The organism is Kitasatospora sp. NPDC008050 (genome assembly GCF_042957465.1).
In the GTDB taxonomy this organism is placed as follows: Bacteria; Actinomycetota; Actinomycetes; order Streptomycetales; family Streptomycetaceae; genus Kitasatospora.
This window is the reverse complement of the sequence record NZ_JBIBIJ010000062.1, coordinates 1-2,390: the sequence shown is the minus strand read 5'-3', so window position 1 is coordinate 2,390 and position 2,390 is coordinate 1. Positions and strand designations below refer to the sequence as shown.

Below are 2,390 nucleotides of genomic sequence, written 5' to 3'. Positions count from 1 at the left end.
AGGGGTTGGGGGCTCGGGTGTCGGTGGTGGCGTGTGATGTGGCGGATCGTGGGGCGTTGGAGGGGGTGTTGGCGGGGATTCCGGAGGATGTGCCGCTGTCCGCGGTGTTCCATGCGGCGGGCGTCGCGGACTTCGGAGAGGTGCTGACGATCGGCGCGGAGGATCTCGCCTACCAGTACGGCGCGAAGGTGGTGGGTGCGCGGCATCTGGACGAGCTGACGGCGGGGATGGATCTGGCCGCGTTCGTGCTGTTCTCCTCGGGTGCCGCGGTGTGGGGCAGCGCGGGGAACGCGGCGTATGCGGCGGCGAATGCGTATCTGGACGGTCTGGCTCAGGAGCGTCGGGCCCGTGGTCTGACCGCGACCTCCATCGCCTGGGGCGGCTGGGGATCCGGCGGCATGCTGCAGGATCACAGCGAGACGGCCGAGCGGCTGGCCCGACTGGGTCTGCGGCCGATGGACCCGGCTATCGCGATCAGCGCCCTTGAACAGGCGCTGGAGCAGGACGAGACCCTGCTCACCGTCACCGACATGGACTGGGAGCGGTTCGCGCCGGGCTACATGATCGCCCGTCACCGTCCGCTGATCGAGGACATCCCCGAGGTCCGCCGTGCCCTGGAGGCGGTCGCCGACCCGGCCGCGGACGACTCCGTCGCCGGAGCGCTGCGCGAGCGCCTGGCCGGCCTGCGCGAGGCGGAGCAGCGGACGGTCCTGCTGGAGCTGGTGCGGTCCGAGGCGGCGCTCGTCCTGGGGCACGCCTCGGCCGAGACGATCACGGACGCCAAGCCCTTCCAGGAGATCGGCTTCGACTCGCTGACCGCCGTCGAGTTCCGCACCCGGCTCAACTCCGTCACCGGGCTGCGGCTGCCCGCCACCCTGGTCTTCGACCACCCGACCCCGTCCGCGCTCGCCGAGCTGCTCAGGGACGAACTCCTCGGCACGGGAGCGGCCGTCGGCCTGCCCGTGACGGTGCGGTCGCAGGATGACGAGCCGCTGGTGATCGTCGGTATGGCCTGCCGCTTCCCGGGCGGTGTCACCTCGCCGGAGGACCTGTGGCGCCTGGTCGCGGAGGGCCGTGACGAGACCTCCGCGATGCCGGTCGACCGCGGCTGGGAGCGGTGGCTCTCCGGCGATGTGCGGCGCGGTGGATTCCTGCACGACGCCGGCGACTTCGACGCGGACTTCTTCGGCATCTCGCCGCGTGAGGCGGGCGTCATGGACCCGCAGCAGCGGCTGCTGCTGGAGACCTCCTGGGAGGCGCTGGAGCGCACCGGCGTCGACCCCACCTCGCTGCGTGGCAGCCGGACCGGCGTGTTCGTCGGCGGAACGGCACAGGAGTACACGGCACTGCTGATGACCGCGCAGGACACCCAGGGCTTCGGCGTGACCGGCTCCTCGGGCAGTGTGATGTCGGGTCGGGTGTCGTACGTGCTGGGCCTGGAGGGTCCGGCGGTGACGGTGGACACGGCGTGCTCGTCGTCGTTGGTGGCGCTGCACCTGGCGACCCAGGCGCTGCGCAACGGTGAGTGTGATCTGGCGCTGGCCGGTGGTGTGACGGTCATGGCCACTCCCGCGACCTTCGCGGAGTTCTCCAAGCAGGGCGCCATCGCCGCCGACGGCCGCTGCAAGGCGTTCGCCGAGGCGGCCGACGGGACCAGCTGGGCCGAGGGCGTGGCCATGCTCGCGGTCGAGCGGCTGTCGGACGCGCGGCGCAACGGACACCCGGTGCTCGCGGTGATCCGCGGCAGTGCGGTGAACCAGGACGGCGCGTCGAACGGCCTGACGGCGCCGAACGGTCCCTCGCAGCAGCGGGTGATCCGTCAGGCGCTGGCCAACGCGGGGCTGTCGGCCGCCGAGGTGGACGTGGTGGAGGCGCACGGCACGGGCACGACGCTGGGCGACCCGATCGAGGCACAGGCACTGCTGGCCACCTACGGTCAGGACCGTTCTGCCGACCGGCCGTTGTGGCTGGGGTCGCTGAAGTCGAACATCGGCCACACCCAGGCCGCGTCCGGTGCCGCCAGTGTGATCAAGATGGTCATGGCGATGCGGCAGGGCGTCCTGCCGATGACGCTGCATGTGGACGAGCCCTCGCACCAGGTGGACTGGTCGGCGGGTGCGGTGGAGCTGCTGACGCGGGCCCGGGACTGGTCCGCGGGTGACGAGCCCCGCCGTGCGGGTGTCTCCTCGTTCGGGCTGAGCGGGACCAACGTTCACCTCTTGTTGGAGGAACCGCCGGTCGGGTCGGTGGCGGTGGTGGCGGATGAGCCGGTGCCGGTGCCGGTGCCGGTGGCGGTGGCGCTGGGTGGTGGGTTGGTGCCGTTGGTGGTGTCGGGTCGTTCGGAGGGGGCGTTGCGGGAGCAGGCGCGGCGGTTGGGCGCGGTGTTGACG

1 protein-coding gene is annotated in these 2,390 nt (G+C 72.0%); it reads left to right on the top strand.

The genetic code is table 11. From position 1 onward, the window contains the following. A partial coding sequence (locus tag ACFZB9_RS36845; RefSeq protein WP_391454531.1) for a type I polyketide synthase occupies positions 1-2,390 on the top strand: 2,390 nt, incomplete at both ends.